Origin of the sequence: Nocardia sp. CDC160 (genome assembly GCF_035818795.1) — a bacterium.
In the GTDB taxonomy this organism is placed as follows: Bacteria; Actinomycetota; Actinomycetes; order Mycobacteriales; family Mycobacteriaceae; genus Nocardia.
Genome location: NZ_JAYKYT010000001.1, coordinates 1,462,188 through 1,484,280 on the forward strand (window position 1 = coordinate 1,462,188; position 22,093 = coordinate 1,484,280).

General features: G+C 69.0%; 18 protein-coding genes. 7 read left to right on the forward strand and 11 right to left on the reverse strand.

Going from position 1 to position 22,093, the window contains the following annotated elements; genetic code table 11:
- The first annotated feature begins 36 nt into the window (after positions 1-36).
- Together VMT40_RS06525 and VMT40_RS06530 are read left to right on the forward strand one after the other, a co-directional pair.
- Positions 37-645 (forward strand): C40 family peptidase, encoded by a 609-nt coding sequence (locus VMT40_RS06525; protein ID WP_326357008.1) that lies wholly within the window; start codon positions 37-39, stop codon positions 643-645.
- 64 nt (positions 646-709) lie between these two features.
- Positions 710-1,105 carry an RNA-binding S4 domain-containing protein gene (locus VMT40_RS06530; protein ID WP_326357009.1) on the forward strand — a complete coding sequence of 132 codons (396 nt, stop codon included), beginning with the start codon at positions 710-712 and terminating at the stop codon, positions 1,103-1,105.
- On the opposite strand, the gene VMT40_RS06535 is transcribed toward VMT40_RS06530, so the two are convergent.
- From VMT40_RS06535 to VMT40_RS06550, 4 genes are all read right to left on the reverse strand, one after another.
- Positions 1,106-2,269 (reverse strand): cation:proton antiporter, encoded by a 1,164-nt coding sequence (locus VMT40_RS06535; RefSeq protein ID WP_326357010.1) that lies wholly within the window; start codon positions 2,267-2,269, stop codon positions 1,106-1,108.
- 60 nt (positions 2,270-2,329) lie between these two features.
- Positions 2,330-5,017: an acyltransferase domain-containing protein gene (locus tag VMT40_RS06540; RefSeq protein ID WP_326357011.1), complete on the reverse strand. Its 2,688-nt coding sequence runs from the start codon at positions 5,015-5,017 to the stop codon at positions 2,330-2,332.
- Between the two features lie 144 nt (positions 5,018-5,161).
- Complete coding sequence (locus VMT40_RS06545) at positions 5,162-5,335, reverse strand: type II toxin-antitoxin system VapB family antitoxin (RefSeq protein WP_326312824.1); 174 nt, start codon at positions 5,333-5,335, stop codon at positions 5,162-5,164.
- Positions 5,336-5,476: 141 nt separating this feature from the next.
- The gene (locus VMT40_RS06550; protein WP_326357012.1) at positions 5,477-6,451 is read right to left on the reverse strand and encodes an NAD(P)H-dependent flavin oxidoreductase; all 975 of its coding nucleotides are present in this window, start codon (positions 6,449-6,451) and stop codon (positions 5,477-5,479) included.
- A 182-nt stretch (positions 6,452-6,633) separates the two neighbouring features.
- Between VMT40_RS06550 and fadD5 the strand changes: the two genes are divergently transcribed.
- A complete protein-coding gene (fadD5, locus tag VMT40_RS06555; RefSeq protein ID WP_326357013.1) occupies positions 6,634-8,199 on the forward strand; it encodes a fatty-acid--CoA ligase FadD5 in 1,566 nt (521 codons plus the stop codon).
- On the opposite strand, the gene VMT40_RS06560 is transcribed toward fadD5, so the two are convergent.
- Positions 8,196-10,649: a lysylphosphatidylglycerol synthase domain-containing protein gene (locus VMT40_RS06560; protein ID WP_326357014.1), complete on the reverse strand. Its 2,454-nt coding sequence runs from the start codon at positions 10,647-10,649 to the stop codon at positions 8,196-8,198. The genes fadD5 and VMT40_RS06560 overlap by 4 nt on opposite strands.
- A 226-nt stretch (positions 10,650-10,875) precedes the next feature.
- Here VMT40_RS06560 and VMT40_RS06565 point away from each other — a divergent pair, with 226 nt between their 5' ends.
- Positions 10,876-11,502, forward strand: a complete 627-nt coding sequence (locus tag VMT40_RS06565; protein ID WP_326357015.1) for a GDSL-type esterase/lipase family protein — start codon at positions 10,876-10,878, stop codon at positions 11,500-11,502.
- On the opposite strand, the gene VMT40_RS06570 is transcribed toward VMT40_RS06565, so the two are convergent.
- Positions 11,448-12,977 (reverse strand): threonine/serine ThrE exporter family protein, encoded by a 1,530-nt coding sequence (locus VMT40_RS06570; RefSeq protein ID WP_326357016.1) that lies wholly within the window; start codon positions 12,975-12,977, stop codon positions 11,448-11,450. The genes VMT40_RS06565 and VMT40_RS06570 overlap by 55 nt on opposite strands.
- Before the next feature lie 249 nt (positions 12,978-13,226).
- On the opposite strand from VMT40_RS06570, the gene VMT40_RS06575 reads away from it, so the two are divergent.
- Positions 13,227-14,147 carry a LysR family transcriptional regulator gene (locus VMT40_RS06575; RefSeq protein ID WP_326312830.1) on the forward strand — a complete coding sequence of 307 codons (921 nt, stop codon included), beginning with the start codon at positions 13,227-13,229 and terminating at the stop codon, positions 14,145-14,147.
- A 41-nt stretch (positions 14,148-14,188) separates the two neighbouring features.
- Entirely contained in the window at positions 14,189-14,833 is a 645-nt protein-coding gene (locus VMT40_RS06580; RefSeq protein WP_326357017.1) for a class I SAM-dependent methyltransferase, read from the forward strand.
- Positions 14,834-14,888: 55 nt separating this feature from the next.
- On the opposite strand, the gene VMT40_RS06585 is transcribed toward VMT40_RS06580, so the two are convergent.
- From VMT40_RS06585 to VMT40_RS06595, 3 genes are all read right to left on the reverse strand, one after another.
- Positions 14,889-16,457, reverse strand: coding sequence for a phytoene desaturase family protein (locus tag VMT40_RS06585; protein ID WP_326357018.1), 1,569 nt, complete (start codon positions 16,455-16,457; stop codon positions 14,889-14,891).
- Between the two features lie 37 nt (positions 16,458-16,494).
- A complete protein-coding gene (locus VMT40_RS06590; RefSeq protein ID WP_326357019.1) occupies positions 16,495-18,030 on the reverse strand; it encodes an FAD-binding protein in 1,536 nt (511 codons plus the stop codon).
- A gap of 90 nt (positions 18,031-18,120) precedes the next feature.
- Positions 18,121-19,038 (reverse strand): NADP-dependent oxidoreductase, encoded by a 918-nt coding sequence (locus tag VMT40_RS06595; protein ID WP_326357020.1) that lies wholly within the window; start codon positions 19,036-19,038, stop codon positions 18,121-18,123.
- A gap of 66 nt (positions 19,039-19,104) precedes the next feature.
- On the opposite strand from VMT40_RS06595, the gene VMT40_RS06600 reads away from it, so the two are divergent.
- Entirely contained in the window at positions 19,105-19,527 is a 423-nt protein-coding gene (locus VMT40_RS06600) for a winged helix-turn-helix transcriptional regulator (RefSeq protein WP_326357021.1), read from the forward strand.
- Here VMT40_RS06600 and VMT40_RS06605 read toward each other — a convergent pair.
- On the reverse strand, positions 19,517-20,155 hold the full coding sequence (locus VMT40_RS06605) for a class I SAM-dependent DNA methyltransferase (RefSeq protein WP_326357022.1): 639 nt from the start codon (positions 20,153-20,155) through the stop codon (positions 19,517-19,519). The genes VMT40_RS06600 and VMT40_RS06605 overlap by 11 nt on opposite strands.
- Positions 20,156-20,164: 9 nt before the next feature.
- Complete coding sequence (locus tag VMT40_RS06610) at positions 20,165-22,087, reverse strand: DUF6301 family protein (protein ID WP_326357023.1); 1,923 nt, start codon at positions 22,085-22,087, stop codon at positions 20,165-20,167.
- Positions 22,088-22,093 lie beyond the last annotated feature (6 nt).

Sequence of the window (22,093 nt, forward strand, 5' to 3'; positions counted from 1 at the left end):
TCTCGGCTTCCGAATTCCGTGAAGGGTGCCATCGTCATGGGTGCGATGGCTGCGACGACGACCGGCGCGTTCCCGGCGATCACCGCCACCGCCGCCACCGTCGAGATCCCCGGCATTGGAAACTTCGACGTACCGGACGAATTCGCGCCTCAGGTGCAGCAGTTCAACCAGACGGTCAAGGACGCCGAGACGGCGATGCAGACCCCGGGCGGACTGGGCGGCGGCGCCCAGGTCGGCGCCCCGGCGGTCGCCCCGGCTCCGCAGTTCCAGCTGCCGTCCCTGTTCAACAAGCCCTCCAGCGTCGGCGACATCGCGCTGCACGCCGCCGAGACCAAGGTCGGCGCCCAGTACTCCTGGGGCGCGACCGGTCCGTACTCCTTCGACTGCTCGGGTCTGGTCCAGTGGGCCTACAAGCAGGCCGGAATCGACCTGCCCCGCACCAGCTTCGAGCAGTCCAATGTCGGCGCTCCGGTCGCCTTCGAGGACCTGCAGCCCGGCGATATCGTCGTCACCAACAATGGCGGCCACGTGGGCATCTACGCCGGTGATGGCAAGCTGCTGAACGCCGTGCAGACCGGCACCCCGGTGTCTTACACCCCCCTGCACCCCAGCCAGGTCGTCACCGCCCGCCGCATCAACGCCTGACGCGATTGCGTCACGCGGGACCGACGGCGTAAGTGGCGCAATCGCGCCGCAGTATTGTTGCCTTGTGACTTCCGCTCCATTGAGCACCACGGCCCAGGCCCGAGTTGATTCTTGGACCTGGGCCGTCCGCATTTTCAAGACGCGCTCGGCGGCGGCCGCGGCCTGTCGCGCGGGGCATGTTCGGGTCAACGGCGTACCTGTGAAGCCCGCGCACAATCTGAAGCCCGGTGACGAGATCCGCGTCCGCGTCAATGGTTTGGAACGCATCGCCATTGTCGAGCAGCTCATCACCAAGCGGGTCGGCGCGGCCGTCGCCGTGCAGTGCATGATCGACAAGAGCCCGCCCCCGCCCGATCCGCAGCTGGTGGCCCTCATGCCGCGCCGGGATCGCGGTGCGGGTCGCCCCACCAAGCGCGAACGCCGCGAGACCGACCGATTGCTCGGCCGCGACCAGGAGTGATCAGGGCTTCGAATCTCCCTGCTGATCAACCGAATTGCCCGATTGCGTGGCGGCGGCCGTGCGCGCTCCCCAGGCGGCCGCGGCAATGGTGACCAATGCGCCAAGCATGAGTGCCGCGGGTTCGCCGGGTTTCAGGACGTGCAGTTGGGTGCCGACGGTGACCGCCGCGACCGGGACTCCGATCTGGGCCGAGGCGATGGCTCCGAGCGGAATCGGTTGTCCCTGAAGGCGCATGAGCGCGTGGGCGAGGACCGCGGCCAGACCGAGCATCAGGCCCAGCAGGATCAGATACGGGTGGTCGCCGAACTCGCGCAGGTTCAGGCGCGCGCCCAGCCACACGAAGAACATGGGGGCCAGGAAGCCGTCGCTGAGGGCGAAGAGCTGTTTGGCGACGCGGCGCGGCTCCCCGATGGCCGCCACCGCGAGTCCGAGGGCGAAGCCCGCCAACATGATCGACACGTGGCTGCGGGTGGCGAGCGCGCCCAGGGCGAACAGCAGCGCCAGGCTGACCCGCAGCTCGAGCGCGAAGCCGCGCTCCTCGGAGACCCGGTGCAATCGATGCCGGATGCCGGAGTCCTCGAGCCAGCGCAGGAAGTAGTACACGGCCACGGCCGCTCCGCCTACCAGCACCGCGCCCAGGGCGGCCCGGCCCGCATTGCCCGGGTCGATCACCAGCGGCAGCGCCACCACCGCCGCCGCGTCGGCCAGGGCGACCTGGGCGGTCAATTCCAGCACCGGTTTTCCGCTCAGCCCCTGCGAATCGATGATGGGCAGCACGATGGCCGCCGAGGAGGAGGCGATCAGCACGGCGTAGAGCAGCCCGTGCCCGGTGTCGAACCAGACCGCGATGCCCTGCCCCGCGACCACCGCCAGCAGACCGACCAGCACCGCGCGTAGCGCACCCCGACCCAGCGCCGACCGAATCGACGCGTCGCGCACCGGCACATGTGTGCCCGCCACGAACATGACCACCGCGAACCCGACATCCGCGAGGAAGGTGAAGGTCGGATCGGTCGGATGCAGCAGCCCGAAGCCGGTGGCCCCGAACACGATTCCGGCCAGCAGCTCGCCCAGGATGACCGGCAGATGCCAGGACTGTCGCCAGGCCAGCCAGGGCCCGGCCAGCCCAATCACGGAAATGAGGGTGAGGGTCTGAAAGGTCACGGCACCACCATGGCGTCATCATTCACGCCCAACCGACCGGTCGCCCATCGACACGCGGTCTCAGGCCGCGGGCCCCACCTCCCACTCCACACAGATCACCCGCCGATCCGCCTGCGCCGCCGCCAATTCCCGCACCGCCCCGGGCTCCTCCGCCCCCGGCGTCGAGGTCAGCAGCACCGTGAAATCGGTCGGATCGGCCGCGGTCAACTCCAGCAGATTGGTCGCGGCCACCAACCGCGATTCCCCGGACGCGTGCACGATCCCCCGAATCGGCGACCCGCATTCGCGGATATCCTGCAATGCCGTGGCCAGATCGGTGGGATCCGCGCAGTCGCAGCGCACCAAGACGATCCGATCCTCCATGCCCGCCAGCGACCCCGGCAGCGGACGCGGTGTTCTGGTCAGTACCACCACATCCCGTGCCCCCGCCGCCAACAACCACCGCACGGCGACCTCACCCCGCACTCCCAGCCCGCCCGCGACCACATACGCGCCCTCGGGCCGGATTTCCACGGAGGGAAACGCCGGGGCAACCGGTTGCCCGGCCGGATAGACCGCGCTCCCGCCCCCACTCCGCCGCGTCTCACCACCGGATTCGCTTCTACTCCATTGCCTTTGCGGTGGCGCGGCCGTATGCGGCCCGAGCGCGGTCCAATCCACCGCCCGCCCGTCCACATACAGCCGCGCGATGGTCCGCAGAAAACTCCCCGCCTCGTCCTCGCGCGTCAGCACGCCCTGCGCGCCCTCCCGGAACGGCGCGCCCTCCCGCAGCCTGGGTGTCAGCACCGGGTGCGGCCCGACTTCGAGCACCATCGAGATGCCGTCGGACACGGCAGACTCCAAGGCCGATGCCAATTCGACAGTGCCGGAGGCATTGTCTGCCCAATACTCACCATCCAACCGAACATTCGGCGGAGCGCACCTGCTCGCGGTGGCTGCGCCGGGTTCGAAGTTCGCCGTGCCGAGGTCGGTCGGCGCGGCGCAGTCGCCCGGCGTCCGCAGCACCAATCCACGACGGGTCGTCGAATACAGCGGTCGGCGGGGTGCTCCCGGCGCGAGATCGACCAGCACGCTGAGCAATTCGGCGGACCGTGCCCGAATCCTTGGCAGATGTAGCGGTGTCGGCATGGCGTCGGCGGCGATGCGTTGCGCGAAGATGGCCCTGCGATGGGCGCGGCGCACGAGCGCATCGATATAGCGGGGCTCGCCGGATACGGTGATCGCGGTCGGCCCGTCCACCGCCGCTACCGCCACATCGGCACGCATGGGTTCGACCAGCCGCAGCACCTCCGCGAGTGTCGCCTCCAGTGTGGCGGCGGCCCCGCCCAGCCCGGCTCGTTCCACCAGCCCCGCCCGGGCCACGACCACCCGAGCACCGTCCTCCAGCGAAAGCGCTCCGCAGACAACCGCCGCAGCTATCTCGCCGACCCCGTGTCCAGCGACCGCGTCCGCCCGAATTCCCCACGAGTCGAGCAATTCCGCCAGTGCCACCTGAAACACGAACAGCGACGCGTGCGCGAAAACCATATCGCCCCAACCATTGTCGAATTCAGCCGTGATCTGGAGTTGGCTCGCGCCGACCTGCGGTGGCCACTCGTCCTCGGCGCTGCGGGTCGCGCCGGTTCCGGCGCTGCATCGTGGTCCGCCGACCGGGCCGGTTGGGCGGGGCGAGTGGCGAAATCCATTGCGGGGTGTCCAGACTCGCGGACCACCCGCGGCCACCACGGCATCGGTGGCCGTGGTGAGGGCCGTGGCGAAGACGGGGAATCGGGCCGCCAGCGCGCGGCCCATGCGCGGATGGTCGCCGCCGCCCGGGAACAGGAACAGGAGGTCGCCGCCGCGGCGGTCGACGGTGGGCTCGAACACCTCGTCCGCGCTCGCGCGCGCGGTCGCGGGCGTGATGATTTGCGGTGGCGGTGGCTGCGCGGCCGTGCCCACCGCGATCCGGCGCGCCAGCGCGCGGAGTCGGGCCGCGGCCTCGGCGCCGTCGCGGGCCAGGACGGCGGCGCGCGTGCGCTCCGGGACCAGTCGGGCCGCGGCGGTGGCGAATTCGCGCACCGAGCGGTAGGAGCCGACCGCCACCGCCCAGCGCAGGGCGAGGTCGTGCACGGCGGCCGGATCGCGGCCGGTGACCGGAATCAGAATGGGTGGTTCGTCGCCGCGATCGAGGGGGGAGCGATGAATGGTGTGCGCTGGATCGTCGAGGGCGATATGCGGATCCCGGTGGGCCTCCCGGAAGCCCAGCCCGGGGCCGGTGATGTCGGCGTAACGGCGGGTGCGGGTAGCGGCGGCGTCGGTGGTGCGCTGGAGGATCAGGACGGTGCACACCCCGGTGCCGGTGCGGGGCCCCGGGATGCGAAGGTCTGAAATGTCCGGTAGCAGAGCGAGATCCACGCCGCCCGCGAGCACGAAGGGCACCGACTCGTCGGCCAGCAGGCGAACGCCCATATCCACCGCGACCAGGGGCGCGGCGCGTTGGCTGTCGACGGTGAGGCTGGGGCCGTGCAGGTCGAGGGCGCGCGAGAGCAGATTGGCCGCATTGGTCCCGCCGGACGCGCCGAAGACCACCGCCGCGTTGGATTCGCGTGCCAGGCAGCCCAATCCGGAGTCGTCGAGGGCCTCCACGGCCACCTCGAGATTCGCGCGCTGGCGCGGGGTGAGCCCGGCGGCCTCGAGCCGGTCCATGCCGAACCATTCGTGGTCGAAGTCCAGGCCGGTGGCCCGGCAGCCGACGCCAACGATCGACACCCGTGGGAAAGGGGTGGAATCGGTCGATGCTCTCGTACTCTGCCGCACAGGAAGCCCTCCCGTGTCCGCGCGCTGTCGGCCGCCGAGGTACCTCCGGCGATTCTGCCAAGATTTCGCCGCGCTCAGAAGGGCTTTGGCCCATGATTACGAGGCCGTGGCCTCCCGCGCCTGAAAGGGATGGTCGAAATCCTCGGCCGTGGCGTGGGTGCTGAAGAACCGCAGTGCTAGGTTCACCGCGTCCTGTTCGGTGTAGACACCCGAGATTGCCATGGTCCGCCGCAGCGCGTCGTCGTCGAGATATATACGAGTGATTGCCATTTCAGGCACCTCCGCCGCGTTGTCGTGTACTGAAAAGCATGACGGATCCAGCGTGCGGTGATAGCCGAAATGACTAGAGCCCCCGGCATGAAGCCGAGGGCTCTGTCGTAATTGCCTAGGATGGGCGGGCTTTCGCCGGATTTACCCGATCATGCCCGCGAGCCGCTGGTTGATCAGCGCCTCGGCCTCGGTCACCATGCGGGAGACCAGTTCGCCACAGGTCGGAATGTCGTCGATGAGGCCCTGCACCTGACCGGCGGACCAGATGCCCGCGTCCAGATCGCCCTCCTCGAACACGCGGCGGCCGCGCGCACCGGCGACCAGATCCCGCACGTCCTCGAACTTGCCGCCCGCCTTCTCGATTTCGACGACCTTGCGGCTGATCTCGTTGTCCGCCACCCGCGCGGTGTTGTGCATGGTGCGGAAGATGAGCTGGGTGGCCCGCTCGGAATTGGCGACGATCTGTTCCTTGACCGTCTGGTGGATGGCCGATTCCTGCGTGCACATGAAGCGGGTGCCCATGTTCACGCCGTCCGCGCCCAGCGCCAGCGCCGCGACCAGGCCGCGGGCATCGGCGATGCCGCCGGAGGCGATGACCGGAATGTCGAGGGCCTTGGTGGCGGCCGGAATCAGGATCAGGCCCGGCACATCGTCCTCGCCCGGGTGGCCCGCGCATTCGAAGCCGTCGATGGACACGCCGTCCACGCCGATCTTCTGCGCCTTGAGCGCGTGCCGGACGCTGGTGCACTTGTGCAGCACCTTGATTCCGGCCTCCTTGTAGTACGGCAGGAAGGGCTCCGGATTCGACCCGGCGGTCTCCACGATCTTCACGCCGGACTCGATGATGGCCTGCACGTACTCCTGGTACGGCGGCGGGTTGATGGATGGCAGGATGGTGACGTTCACGCCGAAGGGCTTGTCGGTGAGCTCGCGCGCGCGGTCGATCTCGCGGCGCAGATCATCGGGGGTGGGCTGGGTGAGCGCGGTGATGATGCCGAGACCGCCCGCCTCGGAGACGGCGGCGGCCAGTTCGGCGCGGCCGACCCACATCATGCCGCCCTGCACGATGGGGTGCTCCACCCCGAAGGTCTCGGTGAACCGTGTCTTCAGTGCCATTGGCGCTGTCCTCTCCTGCCTCTCACGACTGCCCAGATACTCGCATAGTTGCATATGGGCCGACAACCCCGATGTGAGTGGAAGTTTGCAGTCACTACGGCAAAATTACCTGGTCTGTAACCCTTGTCACGTTAGAAAGTTAAGCGCTATTCTCACGAGCGATCAGCGTGAAAGGACACCGCATGACCTTCCAGCCGCTCGACGAGCCGATCCGGTCGCGTCGCAATCACTGGGTGAACCAGGTCGCGACCCACGCGGCCATGCGGCCGGACCACGTGGCGTTCAAGTTCAAGGGCGTGGACACCACCTGGAAGCAGCTGCACGAGCGGTCGGAGAAGTTCGCCGACGCGCTGTCCCGTCGAGGGGTCGGGTTCGGCGATCGTGTGCTCATCCTGGCGCTGAACTACACCGAGTACATCGAGGCGGTCATGGGCATCAATGCCCTCGGCGCGATCGCGGTACCGGTGAACTTCCGGCTCACCCCGCCCGAGGTGGCCTACATCGTGGGCGACTCCGGTGCGAAAGCCATTGTCACCGACTCGATTCTGCAGCCGCTGGCCGTGGGCGTGGCGGGCCAGGCCGCGGAGCTGTCGACGGTGGTCGTGATCAATGGCCAGACCGGCGAGGGTGTGATCGGCTACGAGGACTTTCTGTCCGAGCCGGGCGAACCCCATGCGCCGCTGGACATTCCGGAGGAAACGCCCTGCCTGATCATGTACACCTCGGGCACCACCGGCACCCCCAAGGGCGCGGTGCTGACCCACGCGAACATGAGCGCGCAGGCGCTGACCTGTATCCGGGCCATGGAGATCACCCCGGATTCCATCGGCTTCTGCACCTCGCCGCTGTTCCACATCGCCGGATTGGGCAGTCTCACCCCGTATTTCATGCTCGGCGGCAAGACCGTGCTGCATCCCCTCGGCGCCTTCAACGCCACCGAGTTCCTCGACGAGGTCGAGAAGGAGCAGGCCACCGCCGCCTTCTGCGTGCCGGTGCAGTGGCAGCTCATCTGCGAGGAGCCGACGGTCAAGGAGCGCAAGCTCGCGCTGCAGGCGCTGTGCTGGGGCGCGGCCCCCGCCTCGGACACCGTGCTGCGGGCCATGGCCGACTGCTTCCCGAACGCCTTCAATGTGGCCGTCTTCGGGCAGACCGAGATGTCGCCCATCACCTGTGTGCTCGAGGGCAAGGACGCGCTGCGCAAGATCGGTTCGGTGGGTCGGCCCATCCCGACCATTCAGGCCCGCGTCGTCGACGACGAGATGAACGACGTCGCCCCCGGTGAGGTCGGCGAGATCGTCTATCGCGGACCGACTCTCATGCAGGGCTACTGGAACAAGCCGGAGGCCACCGCCGAGGCCTTCCACGGCGGCTGGTTCCACTCCGGCGATCTGGTCCGCGTCGACGAGGAGGGCTTCGTCTACGTGGTGGACCGCAAGAAGGACATGATCATCTCCGGTGGCGAGAACATCTACTGCGCCGAGGTGGAGAACGTGCTCTTCGCCCACCCCAAGATCCACGAGGCCTCGGTGGTCGGTCGCCCGCACGAGAAGTGGGGTGAGGTGCCGGTCGCGGTCGTCGCGCTGGTCGAGGGCGTCGACGACCTCACCCTCGAGGAACTGACCCCGTTCCTCAACGAGTCCCTGGCCCGCTACAAGCACCCCAAGCATCTGGTGATCGTGCCGGAGCTGCCCCGCAATGCCAGCGGCAAGGTCGTGAAGAACGAACTGCGCAAGCAGTATTCGGCCTAGATCATGTCTTTTGCGGTGAGCCAGCGCATGATCGGCCAGCCGCAGAAGACCGGGAGCCAGCAGGTCAGCACCCGGTAGAGCAGCACGGCGGGGACCGCGATCTCCGCCGAGACACCGAAGGCGGCGAGGCCACCGATGAGGGCGGCCTCCACCGCTCCGACGCCGCCGGGGGTGGGTGCGGCCGAGGCCAGGGTGCCGCCGATCATGGTGACAATGGTGACGGTCACGAAAGTCGTACTGCCGCCGAAGGCTTCGATGCTGGCCCATAGGGCCAGCGCCATGCCGAGGGTGGTGGTGGCGCAGCCGCCGACGATCATGGCCAGCCGCCAGGGCTTGCGGCCCAGATCCTTCAGCTGCCCCAGCACATCGGCCAGCTGCGGACGCACCTCGTTGAGCAGCCAGCGGCGGACCGTGGGAATGAACATGGTCGCCCCCAACACCCCCAGCAGCGCGCCCGCCACCAGATACAGCACGGTGGCATTGGGCACGAAATGCGAGAGGTCGGTGGAGGTTCCGGCCAGCGCGCCGAAGATCAACAGCAGGATCACGTGCGTGATCACCTGCACCGTCTGCTGCAAGGCGACGGCCGCGGTGGCGCGCACCGCGCCCAATCCGCCCTTCTGCAGGAAGCGCACACTCAACGCCAGACCGCCCACACCGGCGGGCGTGGTGGTGGCGGCGAAGGTGTTGGCGATCTGCATGAGCAGCAGGTTGCGGAACTTCACCGCCTCGGAGGCGCACGCCCACAACGCCATTGCCGCACCCACGTAGGTCAGCGCCGACACCGCCAGCCCGAGCGTCGCCCAGCCCCAGTGCAGTTTGTTCAGTTCGCTGAAGAAGGTCGGCACCTGGCTGATGTACGGGTAGGCCACGTAGACCAGGCCGATGAGCAACACCAGCTGGATGATCTGATTGCGCGAGAACCGGGTCACCTGCGCGGCCTCGATCTTGTCCTGCCCGGTCTGGTCGGTCACCTCCTCGCGCAGCCGCTTCATGAGCTCACCGGCGTCGGGCACCGCCTTGCGCAGATGCGCGGGCATGGCGGTGCGGGTGAGCCGGGCCGAGGCGTCCAGCACCGCTTGCTTGTCGAGCACCCCCAGCGCGGTGCGCACCGCCGGTTCCACCCCGAACAGGGCGGCCGAGGACAGCAGCAGCTGTGCCACATCGGAGTCGAAACGCACCTTGTACGCACCGAATTCGGATTGCACGAAACCCTCGAACAGCACGGTGTCGTCGTCGAGCACGCGGATCTCGTCGGTGCGCAGATCGCCGTGGGAGATCTGGGCCTGATGCATGCTGTGCAGCGTCTGCCACACCCGGGTGAGCGTCTTCTCCCCGTCGGCGGCGGCCAGCGGTCGACCCTGGGGCACGGTGTGCGCGTACATCATCCAGCCACGGTCCAGCTCCGCCACGGTGAGCGGCTTGTTGCTGGCCAGCCCGAGATCGGCGATGGCGAAACCCATCAGCGCCCGGTGCTCGACCGCGCGCCGCATGGACGCGAAGGAGGCCGGATACTCGCCGCTGCGCAGCGTGAGCCGTCGCTTCAACTGCTGCAGCATGCCGCGGCTGCGCTGGTTGGCTCCGTACAGCTCGAGGATCAAGGCGTTGTCGGGCGAACGGGATTCGCCGGGCGCGGGCTCGGTGCCCGCCGAGGAGGGCATGTTCGGGGAGGCGGCGAGCTCCGGCTGCGGCACCGTGCTGGCCGAAATCACCAGCGGCCCACGGGCGGCCGGGCGCACCACCTTGAACGCCGTCACCCGGAAACCGCGCTGGGCCAGCACCCGCACCGCCGCGCCGAGCGGCACCTCCAGCGCGGGCGTGCCGACGACCAGCACGATGACCGCGCCCACCAGCCAGCCCACCACCAGCCCCAGCGCGGCGCGGGCGGGCACCACCAGCGAGACGAACAGGTGGATCGGCACGAAGGCCAGCAGCAGCGTCCACCACCAGCGCCGCCAGCGCGCGGGCAGCCATGGGCTGGCCACCGTGAGCACCGCGGCCAGCATGGCGATCCAGCGCGGATCGTCGAGGAATTGCGACAGAAAGGTATTGACCTGCTGCGGTTCCGACAGATGCCAGCGCGGTGCGGAGAATCCGGTGCCGGTGATGGAGAACAGCCCGAGCGCGATGAGTCCCGCGAACAGGAAGCCCGCCAGCAGCTTCCACTGCCGCTGCAGCACCAGCCGCACCAGGATGGCGAAGGGCAGGGCCAGGATCGCGATGCCGTAGACGATGTAGACCAGGTTGGACTGTTCCGGGGTGAGGAACCCGACGATATTGGAGACCGAGCGCTCCAACTGCTCCCACTGCGGCCGGGTGATCAGCGACCCGGCGATGACGATGGCGACGGCCAACGCGGACAGCACAACGCGCAGAATGTCGGTGGTCCGGCGGATCCGCGGCTGCAGCAGGCTGCCGGAGACGGGAATCTCCCGCCCGTCGACTCGCATGTCCTATTCGCGCTTTCGGATCGTGGGAACGGCCTCGGTCCCATGGTCGGCTGGTGTGAGTATGCGGCAGGCGGTGCCGTCACCGGCCACCCAACACGCCGGTAACCGTAACCCGTCGGGGGTACGTCCGACGTTCCGACCACCGGCACGCCGGGCCGAGATATCGGTTTTTCCTGCTTATTACGAGCACTGAACTTTCCCGTGACCGGCGTGCGAGGATCGGAACGTGGTGCTCGATCTTCGTGTTTGCTTCGTGGGGGAATCGTTCGTCGCGGGGGTCGGTGATCAGAAATGCCTGGGCTGGGCGGGGCGGCTGGCGGTCAGAGCGATCGCCGCGGGCCAGCCGCTCACCTATTACAACCTCGGTGTCCGCCGCGAGCACAGCACCGAATTGGCCGCGCGCTGGGAGGCCGAGTGCACGCCGCGGCTACCGCAGGGCGCGGACTGCCGGGTGGTGATCTCCACCGGCGTCAACGACACCCAGTTCGAGGACGGCCGCCCCCGCGTCGAGCCCGAGGACTCGGTGCGCAATCTGACCGACATGCTGCGCCGGGTGCGGGAAAAGGGCTGGCAGGCAATGGTGGTCGCGCCGCCGCCGAATGTGGACGACGCGCACAATGCCCGGATCGTGGACCTGGACGCCCGCTTCGCCGACCTCTGCGAGGAGGCCAAGGTTCCGTATCTGCGGGCGCATCAGCCCTTGCGCGAGAACCAGATCTGGATGCAGGACGTCGCCGCCGGTGACGGCTACCACCCGGGTGCGGCGGGCTACGACGAGTTCGCGGCCCTGCTCGCGCCTCACTGGCTGCTCTGGCTCGCCGATCCCGGCTCCGAACTGCCTGTGGTGCGTTGAGATTCCGTGGTGAGCTGAGACTCTGTGGCGCGCTGGGATTCCGCGGTGCGCTGAGATTCCGCGTTGATCGCGGCGTGGCGGCCCGTGTCGGGGCCGAGCCAACCCTCGACCATGTGCTCCAATCGCGGCCGTCGCGTCGAGGCCACCAGGCCGGAACCGACCAGCACGCCCATCGCGATGGCCAACACCGTGAGCACCGCGTTCACCACCACGTGCAACCCATTGGGATCGTTCTTGGTGACCAGCTCCGAGACACCGGTCAGTCCCATGCCGCCGGGCACCAGCATCCAGAAGGCGGGCAGGAACACCACCTGCGTCGGCGGGGCGTCCTTGCTGCGCTGCACCAGATAGGCCACCGGCACCGCGATCATGCCGCCGAGGAACGAGCCCAGCAGGCCGCCGCCGTGCAACTGCTGCCCCAGCTGCTGTCCACTGAACGCGGCGTACAGCACGATCAGCAGCCAGCCCAGTGACTTCTTCGGCGCGCTCGCCCGCCAGCTGTGTCCCAGTCCGATCAACAGCACACCGAGAGCCGGTGTCCACCAACCCAATCCGCCCGAATGCGGAGGCGTGGCGGGTGTCAGCGTCCCCAGCAGTTGCAGACCGATGAGAATGCCGAAGGCCAGCAGCAGCAGCTTGTTGAAGCCGTAGATGGTGCGGCTGGCCCCGGCCACCATGCTGCCGGTGGCCAATTCGATGGAGCCGTTGGTCAGCGCCGATCCCGGCAGCAGACTCGACACCGACGGCACCAGCAGCTGGGAGGGATTGCCGCCGCCGAGCGCATTGGGAAAACCGAAGGACAGCAACGTGACCACCGCGCCCGCGACCACCGGCAGGCCGGTCGAGAGCAGCCGGAATCGGTCGGCGGCCATGATCAGCACCTGCACCACCAAGCCCAGCACGATATAGCCGAGCAGCGCGGTGGAGGTCGGATTGAGCATGAGGCCCAGCCCGACGGTCAACACCACGTTGCCCAGCAGCAGCCGCCACACCGGGGTGGGCTGCGGCGAGGCGAGAATCTCCACCAGCGCGGCGGTCGCCTCGGACGGCGGCGGCACCTCCTTCTTGATCCGGTCGATCAGTTGATACAGCGAGGCGATCTGATCCAGGCGCAGGGTGTCGGAGGCGGCCTCGAGCAGATCCACCGCCGAGCCGCGCGAATCCTGTACGCGCACGAACACTCCCGTGGGCAGCACGAAGAAGTGCACCTCGTCCACGTCGTAGCGGTGGGCCAGATCGTCGAGGATGTCCTGCACGCGCCCGGTGGTCTCACCGGAGCGGATGAGCGCCACGCCCAGATGCCGCAGCAGGTTCAGCAGGTCCTGGGAGACCGGCGGTTCCACCGGCTCCGGCGCTTGGTCGGGCGGGGCGGCGGTCTCGCTGGCGACCCGTTTCAACCAGCGGTCCATCGACCCCGCGGCACGCCGGGTGGCCCCGTAGAGGGTGCGGGACACCGGGCCCCGGCCGCGCGACACGCGCCGGTGCTGTGGATAGTGCGCCCGAGGTTCGCTCGTGACTCATCGCCTCCGCTGGCAAATATTTCGCAACACAAAGCACCCTAGCGCGGGGTGGCGCGGGAGGGCCGGAGCGGCAAGGGTTTTTCGACGTCGTGCGGCCGCGACTCGAACCGCCGGGTACGAGAACTGCCGATAGCATCCTGGTGGAATCCCGTCTTCCAGGCCATGGGGTATGCCTACCGGTTGCCCTGTTCCTAACCTGGTGGCATGGATATCGACACGCGACTGCTGCGTTACTTCCTGGCAGTCGCGGATGCGGAGAACCTGCCGCGGGCGGCGACGCGACTGCACGTCGCGCAGCCCGCGCTGGCGACCCAGATCAAACAGCTGGAACAGCAACTGGGAGTGGAGCTGTTCATTCGGTCGCGGGCGGGCTGGACCCTGACCGCGGCGGGAAAGGTGCTGGCCGAACAGGTCCCGGCGCTGCTGGCGTCCTGGGACCGGATACTGCGCGACACCAAGAGCGATGCCAGCCGTGCCTCGCGGGTGCTGCGGCTGGGCTGTGTGAACAGCGCGGCCGACGCGCACATCCCGGAGATCATTCGGGTCTTCCATCGCCTGCATCCGGACTGGCAGGTCGATATCCACACCGGCGGCTGGACCGATCCGACCGCGGGACTGGACGAGGGCGATGTGGATGTGGCCCTGTTGCGCCTGCCCTTCCCCGGCCAGGAGGAATATCACCTGCGGGAGTTGTTCGCCGAGCCACGCTGGATCGCGCTGCCGCAGGATCATCCGCTCGCCGATCGCGACGATATCGCCTTCCGGGAGCTGTGGGATGAGCCGTATGTCGCCTCGCCCGCGGAAACCGGCTGGTGGCGCGACTATTGGATGGGTCTGGACGCCCGGCCCGCCGATACCGCCATCATCGGGGCCATCGCCCGCAATACCGAGGAGTGGTTGCGCGCCATCGCCAATGGGTTCGGCGTGAGCTTCACCCCGGCCTCGACCGCGCGCACCGAGTATCCGGGCGTGGTGTTCCGGCCGGTGCACGGCATCGGCCCGACCCGGGTGGCGGTGGTGTGGCCCGACGCCTCCGAGGCGGATCCGGTGATGCGCTACTTCATTCGCTGCTGTTCGGACATCATGGGCGGCCAGCACGGCGCGGACGGACGCCGCACCTCCTGAGTTCACCCGGGCGGGGCCGTCCCGTCGGACATGATGGGTGCATGAGCGACCAGCACGAGCACTGGCAGCGCACCTACAGCGCGCATCCGGGCATGTACGGTGAGCAGCCCTCGGAGGCGGCCGTGTACGCGGCGGAGGTCTTCCGCGAGACCGGCGCCGTCGACGTGCTGGAGTTGGGCGCGGGTCACGGCCGCGACGCGATCTACCTGGCCCGCCAGGGGTTTCGGGTCACGGCCTCGGACTTCAGCGCGATCGGGCTGGCGCAGCTGCGCGAGCGGGCCGACGCGGCCGGGCTGGGCGACGGCATCCGCACCGTGGAACACGATGTCCGCCAGCCCATTCCGCTGCCCTACCGCAGTGTGGACGCGGTGTACGCGCACATGCTGCTGTGCATGAATCTGAGCACCCAGGAGATTCGCGATCTGGTCGGCGAGATCCGCCGGGTGCTCAAACCCGGCGGTGCCTTCGTCTACACCGTCCGCACCACCGAGGACGCGCACTACGGCACCGGCAAGGCCCTCGGTGACGACATCTACGAGCACGGCGGGTTCGCGGTGCACTTCTTCTCCCCCGAGCTGGTCGACATCCTGGCGACGGGATGGGAACTGCGCGAACGGCATTCGTTCGAGGAGGGCGAGCTGCCGCGACGGCTGTGGCGGGTCACCCAAACGCTGCCGCGGCACTGAGCTGGGCTCTCGGTTGGCACTGAGCTGGGCTCTCGGTCGGCGCTGAGCTGGGTTCTCAGCCCTGCTCCAGGACGGCCATGGCGGCATTGTGGCCGCCGATGCCGCTGACCCCGCCGCCGCGTACCGCGCCCGCCCCGCACAGCAGGATATTGGGGTGGCCGGTCGCGACACCCCAGCGGGCGGCCGGGCTGTCATCGTCCCCGTCGCGATACGGGAAGGCCAGGTCCGCATGGAAGATGTGGCCGCCGGGCATGCTGATCTCACGTTCCAACTCGACCGGAGTCCTGGCCTCCACGCACGGGTTGCCCTCGCCGTCGAGCGCCAGGCAGTCCTGGATCGGCTCGGCCAGGACCGAATTCAGTTGTGCCAGTGTGGCATCCACCAGGCGGTTCTTCGCTCCGCGCGGATCGTCGGCGAAAAGCCGTGCGGGCGTGTGCAATCCGAACAGGGTCAGGGTGTGGTAACCCTGCTCGATCAACTCCGGCGCGAGGATCGACGGGTCGGTCAGGGTGTGGCAGTAGATCTCCGCAGGCGGGGCCGAGGGCAGCTCACCCGCCGCCGCCTCCCGATACGCCCGCTCGAGCTGGCTCGCGGATTCGGAGATGTGGAAGGTGCCCGCGAACGCGGTGCGCGGATCCACCTGCGGGTCACGCAGTTTCGGCAATCGCCGCAGGAGCATATTGATTTTCAGCTGTGCGCCTTCGGGCTTGGTCGCAGTCTCACCCAGCAGTCCCGCCAGTACGTAGGGCGCGGCGTTCACCAAGACGTGGCGCGCGCTCGCCGTGCCCTCGCCGGTGCGGCAGGCATAGCGCACTTCGGCTGTGCCGCCGTCTGTTTCGATGCCGGTCACCAGACACCCGGTGCGGATCTCGGCACCGGCCGTGCGGGCGGCGCTCGCGAGCGCGTCGGTCAGCGCGCCCATGCCGCCGACCGGCACGTTCCAGTCACCGGTGCCGCCGCCGATCACGTGGTAGAGGAAGCACCGGTTCTGCAGCAGCGACGGGTCGTGGGCGTGGGTGAAGGTGCCGATGAGCGCGTCGGTGAGCACCACGCCGCGCACGGCGTCATCGGCGAATCGGGCGTCCACCGATTCGCCCAGGGGTCGTTCGAAGATCGACTCCCAGGCCGTGGAATCGCCCACGGTGCGCTGTAATTCGGCGCAGGTAGGCAGCGGCTGGGTCAGGGTCGGGAAGACGCGCTCGGCGACTTGCCCGGTCATGGCGTAGAAGTCCCGCCAGGCCGCCCAATCCCGCTCGGACCCGGTGACCTGGGCGAAGCTGGCGCGGGTGGCCGCCTCGGAGCCATTGTCCACCAGCAGCCCGGTGGCACCCACCGGCGTGTAGGAGGAGATGCGCCGCTTGCGAACCTCGAACTGCAGGTCCAGATCTCGCACAATGCGCTGCGGCAGCAGGCTCACCAAATACGAGTAGCGCGACAGCCGCGCGTCGAACCCGGGGAACACCCGCTCCGACACGGCCGCGCCGCCGGTGTGGTCCTGGCGTTCCAGCACCAGCACCGAGCGCCCGGCCCGGGCCAGATAGGCGGCGGCCACCAACCCGTTGTGGCCGCCGCCCACCACGATCACGTCGTACCCGGCCCGGCCGGGGCTACCCGCTCGCGTCATGCCCACCATCGCATCACACTCGGGGCGGCGCAGGGGGCTAGCGGGTGGTCATGTCGAGGGCGGCCAGGTGGCTGAACAGCACCGACGCGCCGATCGGATTACCGCCGCCCGGATAGACCGTGCCGCTCACGGCGGCCATGGTGTTGCCCGCGGCGTAGAGGCCCGGAATCGGTTCGCCAGCTCGGTTCAGCACGCGCGCGGCCGTGTCGGTGCGCAGCCCACCCTTGGTGCCGAGATCGGAGATGCCGAACGCGGCGGCATGGAAGGGACCCCGCGTGATCGGGGTCAGGGGCGGTTCGCCATTGCTGAAGGCGCGGTCGTAGGCCTCGTCGCCGCGACCGAAATCCGGGTCCACACCCTCGGCGGCGAACTCGTTGAAGCGGGTCACGGTGGCCACCAAAGCCTCGGCGGGAACACCGATTTCGGCGGCCAGCTGCTCGAGGGTGTCGGCGGTCTTCCACAGACCAGCCTCGACGTAGCGTTCGGTTTCGACCATCGGCACATTGCTGGCCTTGATCGGCGGCACCGGGCCCTCGGTGTCGTCGTAGATCATCCAGAACGGCAGGGTGGCCGAGCCGTCGTTCAGGTGCTCGATGATGTCGCGGCCGAGCCGGTCGTAGGGCGCGGATTCGTTGACGAACCGCTCGCCGGACTGGTTGACGAAGATGCCGCCGGTGAACCACAGCGCGAACGCGGCCCGCCCGTCCGGATGGATCAGGCCCGGCGACCACCACGCCTGATCCATCAGGTCGGTATCCGCGCCGACCGCGATCGCGGCCTCGAGCGCCCGGCCCTGATTTCCCCACGGCCCCATGGTGTCCCGGGCCGCGCCGGGCACGCCGTAGCGCTGGCGCAGTTCGTTGTTGCCCTCGAAGCCGCCCGCCGCCAGCAGTACGCCCTTGCGCGCCCGGATGGCCACCCGCTGCCCGTCGCGCTCCACGATCGCACCGGTCACCGCGCCGTCCGCGGTGACCAGCTCGACCAACGGCGTGTTCAGGTAGAGAGAAGCGTTGGGGTACTTGGACAGTCCGAGCAGAAATCGGCCGACCAGGGCGCGCCCGCCGATCAGATAGTCCGGCTGCGGATCGCCGTGCCGGTCGTTGCCCAGGGGGCCGCGCACGGATTCGCTGAGCGCACCGAGCTTCGCGGCCTTCAAGGGTGCCGGAACGATGTGCCGCTTGCCGTCGGTCCGCGCCTTCGGCGCCTTCCCGAAATAGTCGGGCCACGGGAACATCTGGAACTTGAACGCCTCGTCCTGCTCCAGGTACTCGATGACCTTCGCGCCGGTGCGGACGTAGGTCTCCTGCAACTCGGCGGGTGTGCGGTCGCCCACCACGGACCTGAAGTAGGTGAGCGCGTCCTCGAGCGTGTCGTCCACGCCCGCGCGCCGCAGCACCGGATTGCACGGGAACCAGACCCCGCCGCCGCCCGAATACGAGGTGGTGCCACCGAATTTCTCGGTGGCCTCCACCACCGCCACGGTCAGCCCCTCGCGGGCTGCCGTATAGGCCCCGGCCAGGCCGCCGCCCGTGCCTGCCACCAGGACATCGACTTCTTCGTTCCAGTCCGTCACCGTCAACTCCCTGAAAGACGCGCTCTCTCCGCGACGGTATGCGTCGGAATCGCCGGACGCAGCAGAAGTCCCGATGGCCGGATGAACCGATCAGTCGGCCCAGGGGGTGAGCACGATCTTGCCGCGCACCCGGCCGGATTCGCTCAGCTTGTGCGCCTCGGCGATATCGGCGAGCGACAGCACCCGGTCGATCTCACCGCGCAGCCGCCCGGCCACCACGAGCGCGGCCACCTCGGCCAGGTCCGCGCCGGACGGGTGGAAGTAGTGGCGGTAATAGCGGGGATCGCCGATCGGTTCCTCGCCCTGGGCGTCGATCACCCGGCCGTTCGGGGTGAGCACGAGCAGGGAGCGCTCGGAGTAGTCGCCGCCGACCAGATCGAAGGCGACATCGATATCGGCGACCGCGGTGGTGAAATCTGTTGTCGTGTAATCGATCAGCTCGTCCGCACCGAGTCCGCGCAGGAACTCGTGATTGGCCGTGCGGGCGGTGCCGATCACGTACGCGCCGCGCGCCTTGGCGATCTGCACCGCCAGATGGCCCACGCCGCCCGCCGCCGCGTGTATCAGAACCCGTTGTCCTGCAAGGACATCGGTGAGGCCCTGCCACGCGGTGAGCACGGCCGTCGGCAAGGCGGCGGCGTGCACATGGTCCAGCTCCGCGGGCTTACGGGTCAGGAATTCCGCCGGTGCGACCACGTATTCGGCGTACGCGCCAGCGCGGCTCACGACATTGCCGAAAACCTCGTCCCCGGGCGCGAATTCGGTGACCTCCGCGCCGACCTCGGTGACCACGCCCGACAGATCGAGACCGAGGGTGAAGGGCGGCGGCCCCAGCTTGGTGATCGTGCCCGAGCGCAGCTTCCAGTCCGCGGCATTGATCGACGTGGCGGCCACCCTGACCAGAACCTCACCGCTACCCGGCCGCGGGATGGGCACCTCCGCCGTCTCGAGCACATCCGGTCCGCCGAGGGTGCTCTGGGTAATCGATCGCATGCTGTCGCTCGTCATGGGCTCGATCCTGCGCTCGGTAGTATCCGAGGGGAAGAAGGCACTATTTCTATCCCGAGGTACCTCATGGATACCGTCTCCTGCTGGGAGCCATCCGGAAATCTGGTCGAAAGCTACCTGCGGCGTTGTCCGGCGCGCGACGTGCTCACGGTGCTCGCGGACAAGTGGGTGCCGCTGGTGCTGGGCACCCTGCGCAACGAGGGCGGCCCGATCCGGTTCAACGAATTGCGCCGCCGCTTGGACGGCATCACCCAGAAGATGCTCACCCGCACCCTGCGCAACCTGGAACGCGACGGGCTGGTGCGGCGCACCGTGTATCCGACGGTGCCGCCCCGGGTGGAGTACGAATTGACCGGCCTCGGCGCGGATCTAGGCGTGATCACCCACGCCATGGGCCAGTGGGCACTGCGCCACGCGGACGAAATCGGTGCCGCCCGAATCGAATTCGATGAACGGGCGGCCCGAGATCCGGAACCGGTCAGGCTCTGACGGCCAGCACGGTGGCGTGCGGGGTCCGCTCGTCCGGGCGGGCCGCCCGCGACAGGCTGGCCGTTGCCCGGAAACCATGCGCGGCAAGGGTTTCCACAAAGGTGTCCGGAGCCCAGCGATAGGCGGGCGCGACCTTGTGCGCGTACTCGGTGACACCGGTGGGCTCATCGGCGGCTTGGAAGGCGAACACGGCCTGCCCGCCGGGGCGTACCACCCGCGCGCATTCGGTCAGGATCGCGGGCACGCGCACCGGTGGGGTGTGAATGATGGAGTACCAGGCCACGATTCCGGCCAGCGCGCCGTCCGCGTAGGGCAGTTCCTCCATTGGCCCGACCTCGAAGGGAATGTCCGGGTGGGCCGCACGGGCCAGCCGGATCATCTCGGGTGACAAATCCAGCCCCGACATGTCGAGCCCCGCCGCCGCGAGATGGGCGGTCACCCGGCCGGGCCCGCAGCCGATCTCGGCCACCGGACCGAATCCATTGTCCCGCACCGCTTCCGCGAAGGCCTCGAGCATCATCCGGTCGAAAACATTGTCCTGCAACTGCCGCTGGAAGAGTCCGGCGTACAACTCGGCGACCTCGTCGTAGGCGGCCCGGGTGATGCGCATGTCCTCGGGTTCGATCATGGGTCGAGCCTAGGCGCTCGCACCGCCCCCGATCGCACCCGTGGCGGGCGAGCGCACCGGCTGATCCAGTCCGTTCAACAGCACCCGCAGCGGAGCCGCGGGCGGCATCAGGGTGCGCAGCGGCCACACCGCCAGCCGCGCCAGGCGACGCAGGTCGCGCGGCAGGGCGGGCAGACGAAGTTCGATGCGCCACAGCGGATATCGATGATCGGGATGCTGCCAGCCGTCGCGCAGCATGAGCTTCAGCACCCGCGGCGACAGGGCGCGCGCGGTGGCGCTGGCCAGTTCGAGGCGCAGCAGCTCGTGATCGCGGTCGATGCGGGCGCGATGCGGCTCACCCGCGTCCACGGTCAACTGCCCGGTCTCGGTGAGATCGGCGATGAGTCCGGCGAGTTCGGCGAAGAATTGCGCCCATTCGCGCTCGTGGGCGCGATGTGCAGCGCGCTGCTGCTCGATGATGAGACGGCGGTCGCGGTCGGCGGCCGGGACCAGATACAGCTCCACGGTGTCGGTCTCGGCGACCAGCCCCAGGGTGAGCCCGGCGTCCGGCCACGCCGGACCGTGCGACTGCCCCAGCACCCCGTGCCGGGGCACGCCGAATTCCGCGCGGAACCCGTCCACCGCGCGGGCGTGGGCCGCATCGCGTTGCTCGCGCACCTCGGCGGGCAGACCCTCGTCGTAGAGGAACGATTCGATGCTGTCGCTGAGGGTGACGCAGACGGCCTCGAGGCGATCCCCGTCGAAACAGAAGCGGGCGCGCGGATCGTCCACGCGTAGGTCGGTGTCGGCCCACACCGTGCGCTCCCCGGTATCGGTGTCGTGCACCGGCTTCCAGCCGACGGCCGCCGCGAAGCCCGCGAGATCGGCGCGGGTCCAGGTCCAGTCGAAGCCGCGGGCCGCGCGGGCGATGTCGATCCCGGCGGGCACGTCGACCCGCAGCGGTCCGGCGTCGAAGTCGTAGGTGGCGTGGCGGCGCAGGAACTCGGCCCGCTGGGTGCGCGAGGTGGGATGCGGCGGCACGCCCAGCACGGACACCTCCAGGTCCGGGCCGCCCTCCACCCAGGCGTCGGCGACCAGTTCGGTGGTGGCGGTCGCGCCGATCGTGCGCAGGGCGTCCACGGTGCGCAGCGCCAGGCCGCTCATGGCGACGGTGCCCGCGCGCCGCGACAGGGTGCGCGACCAGTTCGCCTCGCGCGGCGGCGTCCAGCCCTGGTCGATGAGCCGCTGCTCGATCTCCGGGGTGTATCGCCAAGTCGGGTCGATGAATTCGCTGCGGGCCAGCTCACCGGTCAACTGTTCGGGCCCGGCCTCGAACTGCACGAACCGCCCGCCGGGCACGGTGATCACCAGCCGCCCGTCCACCGGCAGGGTCTCCAGGAAGCCCGCCAGGTTCTCCGCGAAGCGACCCCAACCGCCCGCGGCGCTGCGGCGGCGGGCGAGTTCGTGGCGGCGATCCATCCAATACCGTTGCGCCGTCGGATTCACCAGCAGCAGATCCACGGTGTCGTACCCGATGGTCAAGCCCGCGAACACATTCGCGAAACGCCAGGCCACCCCCTCGGCCGGGCCCGCGTCGGCGCTCTCCGGCTCGCCCCAGTGCTCGGTGAAGGCGGCGGTGGCGCGGGCCAGGGCGGCCTCGAGGAGTGCGCGGTTGCCGACGTCGTCGGGTGCGGGGCAGTCGGAGATGGTGATTCGCACATGGTCGAGGCCGCGTTCGCTGCCCCAGAACATGGCCGAGTCCCACCAGACCGACAGTCCGGTGCGGGAGAACACGGGACCGTTGCGCAGCGTTCCAACCGGTTGCGGGCTACTCCATCCGACCAGTCGGGAGAATTCGGAGACATTGCCGGACCCCCACCGCCAGCCGAACCCGGCTGCCGCTCTGACGATCTCGACCGCACCCGCGGTATCGACACGCACCTCGAAACCCACCCCGCG